This window comes from Streptomyces niveiscabiei, from assembly GCF_001419795.1.
GTDB lineage: Bacteria > Actinomycetota > Actinomycetes > Streptomycetales > Streptomycetaceae > Streptomyces > Streptomyces niveiscabiei.
In genome coordinates this window covers 1-5,611 of record NZ_LIRL01001107.1, presented here as the reverse complement: position 1 = coordinate 5,611, position 5,611 = coordinate 1, and the positions used below count along the sequence as shown (strand labels likewise).

Annotated in this window: 6 protein-coding genes; 2 read left to right on the top strand and 4 right to left on the bottom strand. The window is 71.3% G+C overall.

The genetic code is table 11. The annotated features are described in order from the left end of the window. The coding region (locus tag AOK24_RS40615; protein WP_240554359.1) for a S41 family peptidase at positions 1-598 on the top strand (598 nt) is incomplete at its 5' end. Between the two features lie 101 nt (positions 599-699). On the opposite strand, the gene AOK24_RS40610 is transcribed toward AOK24_RS40615, so the two are convergent. From AOK24_RS40610 to AOK24_RS40595, 4 genes are read right to left on the bottom strand one after another with little or no spacing between them, the layout of a single operon-like run. Then, entirely contained in the window at positions 700-1,593 is an 894-nt protein-coding gene (locus AOK24_RS40610; RefSeq protein WP_055724923.1) for an aminoglycoside phosphotransferase family protein, read from the bottom strand. A gap of 31 nt (positions 1,594-1,624) precedes the next feature. Then, complete coding sequence (locus AOK24_RS40605) at positions 1,625-2,509, bottom strand: SDR family oxidoreductase (protein ID WP_055724922.1); 885 nt, start codon at positions 2,507-2,509, stop codon at positions 1,625-1,627. Beyond that, positions 2,506-3,372 (bottom strand): alpha/beta fold hydrolase, encoded by an 867-nt coding sequence (locus AOK24_RS40600; protein ID WP_055724921.1) that lies wholly within the window; start codon positions 3,370-3,372, stop codon positions 2,506-2,508. The genes AOK24_RS40605 and AOK24_RS40600 overlap by 4 nt, the downstream gene beginning before the upstream one ends. Continuing rightward, entirely contained in the window at positions 3,369-4,910 is a 1,542-nt protein-coding gene (locus AOK24_RS40595; RefSeq protein ID WP_055724920.1) for a flavin-containing monooxygenase, read from the bottom strand. The genes AOK24_RS40600 and AOK24_RS40595 overlap by 4 nt, the downstream gene beginning before the upstream one ends. A 172-nt stretch (positions 4,911-5,082) precedes the next feature. On the opposite strand from AOK24_RS40595, the gene AOK24_RS40590 reads away from it, so the two are divergent. Beyond that, positions 5,083-5,611: MerR family transcriptional regulator (locus tag AOK24_RS40590; protein ID WP_055724925.1), on the top strand; the 529-nt coding region annotated here is incomplete at its 3' end.

Here is a 5,611-nt window from a genome sequence, read left to right as displayed (position 1 = left end):
GGGGTCGGGGTGGGCGCAGTTCAACCGGGACCTGCGGATGGAGGTGTCGCGGCCGGCGCTCATCGTCGACGTCCGGGGCAACGCGGGCGGCCACATCAGCGAGTTGGTCGTCGAGAAGCTGTCCCGCACGATCCTCGGGTGGGACCTCACGCGCAACGCCCAGCCGGTGTCGTACGCGTCGAACGCCCCCCGAGGACCGGTGGTCGCCCTCGCCGACGAGGCGACCTCCTCCGACGGCGACATGATCACCGCCGCGTTCAAGCTGCTCAAGATCGGGCCGGTGGTGGGGCAGCGGACGTGGGGCGGCGTGGTGGGGATGACCGGGCGGCACGAGCTGGGCGACGGCACGGTCATCACCGTGCCGATGAACGCGGCCTGGTTCGACGCGTTCGGGTGGTCGGTGGAGAACCGGGGCGTCGACCCCGACATGGAGGCGCTGCGCACGCCGCTGGACTGGGCCGAGGGACGGCACGCTCAGCTGGACGACGCGGTGGGGCTGGCGCTGGAGCTGCTGGACCGGGGGGAGGTGGCGAGTCCGCCGGACCATCGGGGGGTACCGGACCGGTCCCGGCCGAAGCTGCCGCCTCGGGAGGGGTGAGGTCGGTACCCCTGTAGTACCGGGGTACCCGTAGTGCTGAGGTACCTGTCCGTACTGAGGTCCTCGTCCGTACTGGAGTACCCGTAGTACGGGGGTACCCCCTACGCCCCGTGCGCCAGCACCCTCTCCAAAGTCCGGCGGCCCGCCCTCCCCCACGTCGGCTGGCCGCCCGGCAGGCCCTTCTCCCAGGCCCGGCCGACGCTGAGCAGGCCGAACGCCGAGAGGACGGCCCAGCCTTGGGCGCGGTGGACGAGTGCCTCGTCGGTGACGCCGTAGGCGCGCAGGAAGGGGTCCGCCGCGCCCTCGGGGAGCAGCTTCCACGCGGCGGCGATGTCGGCGGCCGGGTCGCCGGCGCCCATGTCGCCGAAGTCGATGATCCCGGAGAGGACGCCGTCCGTGACGACGGCGTTGGCGGGGTGGAGGTCCACGTGCACCCAGACCGGCGGCCCGTCCCAACTCGGCGCGGCGACGGCCCTGTTCCACACCTCGCGGACGCGGGGGACGTCGATGATGTCCGCCAGGCTGTCGAGCCCGGACTCGAATCCGGCCTTGAGCGGGGCGAGTTCGCCGCAGCGGCTCGGGTTGAGGGGCGCGTCCTGCGGGGCCGGCCGATGCAGCGCGCGGAGGAACCCGGCGAGGGCTTCCGCCGAGCGCGGCCCGTCGGTGATCTCGACGCCGTCGGCGGGCTGTCCCGGGACCCAGTCCACGACCGCCCACGGCCGGGGGAACAGCTCACTCGGCTCGCTGAACCTGCGGGGCGTCGGAATGGGCAGCGGTAGCCGCTCGGCCAGCTCCGGAAGCCAGCGGAACTCCTGGGCGAGGAGCGTGGGGGCACGGTCCGTCATCGGCAGCCGTACCGCCAACTCCTCGCCGACCCGCCAGAGTTGGTTGTCCCAGCCGGACGCGACGGGACGGATCGGAAGGTCGGCGAGGTCGGGCTGCTGCTCGCGGAGAAGACTGCGGACGAAAGCTTCGTCGGTGTCGGTGCGCTGCATGGTCCGCAGCGTACGTGCTCCCCGTCATACCTCAGAGGGATCGCTCCGCTCTCGCTGCCTCGTCCGCCGTCCCGCCCGCCCCGACCAGCCCCGTACTCATACCGGACAACCGAGGTGCTACCCGGCGCATCTCCCGGCCGCCGACCGAGCCGATCACCCCGGGGAGGTACCCGCGTACACCCTGCATCCCGCGCAGCCACCACTGGCCGTAGACGTGGCTCGACCGGCGCTCTATCCCGTCGGCCATGCGCTCGACGGCGGGACCGAGGGGGTACGTCTTGTTGGCGGGCCACGGCAAGCGCTGGCGCAGCTCGCGCATGACGTCGTCCTGGTCGGCGCCGCGCACCATGTCCGTGTCGGTCCAGGAGAGGTAGCCGACGCCGACGCGCACCCCCCGGTAGCCGACCTCGGCGCGCAGGCTGTGCGCGTACGCCTCGACGCCGGACTTGGACGCGCAGTACGCGCTCATCATCGGCGCCGGGGTGAGCGCGGCGAGGGAGGCGATCTGGAGGAGGTAGCCGCGGCTCTCGATGAGGACCGGCAGGAACGCGCGGGCGGTGACGGCCGAGCCGATGAGGTTGACCTCGATGACGCGCCGCCACGCGTCGGGGTCGGAGTCGAGGAAGGTGCCCCCGGCGGCGACCCCGGCGTTGGCGACGACGATGTCGACCTTCCCGAACCGTTCCTTCACCTCCTCGGCGACCCGGTTCATGGCGTCCTGGTCGGTGACGTCGGCGTACCAGTAGCCGCTCTCGCCGTGCAGCCGTTCGGAGACCTCCTTGAGCGCCTCGGGTTCGAGGCCGACGAGGGCGACGGTCGCGCCGCGCGCGGAGAGTTTCCGCGCGAGCAGCTCGCCGACGCCGCGCGCGGCTCCGGTGATCACGGCGACCTGTCCGTCGAGGCTCACCTTGCTCATGCGCCCTCCTTCAACTGGCTGTAGGTGGTGGTCAGTTCGCGTATCCGCGCGCTCACGAGGTCCGGCGCCTCCACGGGGGTCATGTGGCCGATGCCGTACAGCTCGGTGAGGCCGAGGCAGTTGGGGAGCGCGGCGGCGAGGGCTCGGGCGTGGACGGGCGGGGTGAGGCGGTCGGCGGTGCCGGTGACGACGGCGGTGGGGACGGTCAACTGGGCGACTTGGTCGCCGAGTTCGAGTGATTCGAGGACCCGCGCCCAGGCGTACCGCACCTTGCGGGGGCAGGCGTGGACGATCCGCGCGCACTTGTCGACCGCTTCGGGTGTTGAACCGGGGCCCATGGTCGCGTACTTGAGGATTTTCTTGCCGACGGGGGTGACCGGGCCGAGCGGCGCCTTCGAGCCGATGATCTTCCCGGTGAGCCAGGTCCGTACCCGCCCGGCCTTGAGGGGGACGACCGTCGACTCGACGACCAGCCGCGAACTCCCCGTACTGCACAGGAGACTTGCGGCGACGTGTGCCTTGAACGCCGGGCGCGTCGCGGCGGCCATCACCGTCATGCCGCCCATCGAGTGACCGGCGACCACGGCCTTCTCGTCCGGCGCGAGGGTGGCGAGCAGCACCGCTTCGAGGTCGTCGGCCAGGGCCGTCGTACCGACCGCCGGGCTCGCGGGGGTGTTGCCGTGGCCTCTCAAGTCGTAGGCGATGACACGGTGATCGCGGGAGAGGTCGTCGATCTGCGCCTGCCAGAAGGCGGTTGAGCAGGTCCAGCCGTGCACGAGGACGACGGCGGGCGCGGTGGCGGGGCCGTGGATCTCGACGTGCAGGGGTGCGCCGTCCCGGGAGGTGGCCGTGAGGGTCCTCACGCGGTCACCTCGACGGCGTCGTAACTGCCGTTGTCCGTGGCGGAGTTGGGTTCGTTCGGTTTCCTGGGCCGCCTGAGCACCTCGTACTCGGCCAGGTCGACGCGGCGGGTCGCGCGGCGGAACTCGCTCGTCGTACCGGGCCACACGGTCGTGTTGCGGCCCTGCGCGTCCAGGTACCAGCTCACGCAGCCGCCGGTGTTCCAGACGGTCCGCTCCATGCGGTCCTGCACGCGCCGGTTCCAGCGGTGCACGGCGCTGGGGCGGGCGTCGAGCGCCACCTCCCCGCCCAGCACGTCGAGTTGACGCAGATAGTCGGCCATGTAGTTGAGCTGCGACTCGATCATCAGGATCATCGAGGAGTTGCCGAGGCCGGTGTTGGGTCCGATGACCGTCATCCAGTTCGGGAACCCGGCGACCGCCGCGCCGCGCAGCGCCTCCATGCCGCCGCGCCCCCAACTCTCGGCGAGAGTACGGCCGTCGGCGCCCACGACGCGGTCGGCGATCGGCATGTCGGTGACGTGGAAGCCGGTGCCGAAGACGATCGCGTCGGCCTGCGCCGTACTGCCGTCGGCGGCGACCAGCGTGTTGCCGCGGATCTCGGCGAGGCCGCTCGCGACGACGTCCACGTTGGGCTGCGCGAGCGCCGGGTAGTAGGTGCTGGACAGCAGGATGCGCTTGCAGCCGATGCGGTAGTCGGGGGTCAACTTGGCCCGCAGCACCGGGTCCTTGACGGCCCTGGCGATGTTGAGCTTGGCCAACTGCTCGACGAAACCCAGTTCGTTGGGGTGTTTCGTGAACGCCTGGACCTGCAACTCCCGGATGCCCCACAGGAGTCCGCGCCGCGCCTGGGTCGTGAAGGGGAGTTTTCGGTGCAGGGCGCGTTCGGCGCCGGTGATCGCGCGGTCGACGCGCGGCATGACCCACGCCGGGGTCCGCTGGAACAACGTCAGTCCGGAGACGAGGGGTTGGATCGCCGGGACGATCTGGATCGCGGACGCTCCCGTGCCGATCACCGCGACGCGCTTGCCGCGCAGGTCGTAGTCGTGGTTCCAGCGCGCGGAGTGGAACACCTCGCCCGGGAACGACTCCAGTCCGGGGACGTCCGGCGTCTTCGGGTCGGAGAGCGGGCCGGTCGCCGAGACGACCATGTCGGCGGAGAGTTCACCGGACGCGGTCTCGATGTCCCAGCACAGGCGCTCCGCGTTCCACACCATCCGCCTGACCTCGGAGTCGAAGCGTAGGTGTGGCCGGATTCCGAAGACGTCCGCGACCTTCTCCAGGTAGGCGCGGATGTGGCCCTGGCCCGAAAAGGTGCGCGGCCACTCGGGGTTGGGCGCGAAGGAGAAGGAGTACAGGTGCGACGGGACGTCGCAGGCGCACCCCGGATAGGTGTTGTCCCGCCAGGTGCCGCCCACGCTGTCCGCGCGCTCCAGGACCACGAAGTCGGTGATCCCTTCGCGCCGCAACCGCACCGCGGCCCCGAGCCCGCCGAACCCGGACCCGACGACCGCCACCCGCACATGCTCGCGTCCGGCCATGAGGACGCCCTCCTTCGCGCGACCGCGCCAGTAATCACTGGCACAATCGGACTGTAGAGCAGCCCGCTACCGATGGGTAGGGGTCGGACGGGGGAAAGTTACCGGCGGTACGACATAGGGTCTGGGCGTGGCGGACAGGCAGGACGAGAACTCGGCGAAGCGTGAATACCGCATGGAGGAGCTGGCGTCCCTGGCCGGCATCACCGTGCGGACCCTGCGTTTCTACCGCGAACGCAAGCTCCTCGCGCCGCCCCGCCGCGAGGGCCGCATCGCCTGGTACGACGACCACCACCTCGCGCGCCTGCGCACCATCGCCGCGCTCCTCGAACGCGGCCACACCCTCACCGGCATCGCCGAACTCGCCGAGGCCCTCGACCACGGCCGCGACATCACCGACGTCCTCGGCATCGCCCCCACGGAAGAGGAACCGGTCCGCCTCACCCCCGAGGAACTCGCGGCCCGCTTCGAGGGCCAGACCACCCCCGAGAACCTCGCCGCCGCCCTCTCCCTCGGCTACCTCGGCACCGACGGCGACGAGATCGTCCACATCAGCCGCCGCCTCCTCGACGTCTCCTCCACCCTCGTCCACGAAGGCATCCCCCTCGCGGACATCCTCGCCGCGGCCCACGAGGTCCGCACCCACACCGACGCCCTGGCCGACCTCTTCACCACCACCCTCCTCCAACACCTCCCCCCCAACC

Bases quoted from the DNA above. Each gene is read 5' to 3' on its own strand.
- AOK24_RS40605 (WP_055724922.1), bottom strand. From the start codon at position 2,509: ATGAGCAAGGTGAGCCTCGACGGACAGGTCGCCGTGATCACCGGAGCC.
- AOK24_RS40610 (WP_055724923.1), bottom strand. From the start codon at position 1,593: ATGCAGCGCACCGACACCGACGAAGCTTTCGTCCGCAGTCTTCTCCGC.
- AOK24_RS40595 (WP_055724920.1), bottom strand. From the start codon at position 4,910: ATGGCCGGACGCGAGCATGTGCGGGTGGCGGTCGTCGGGTCCGGGTTC.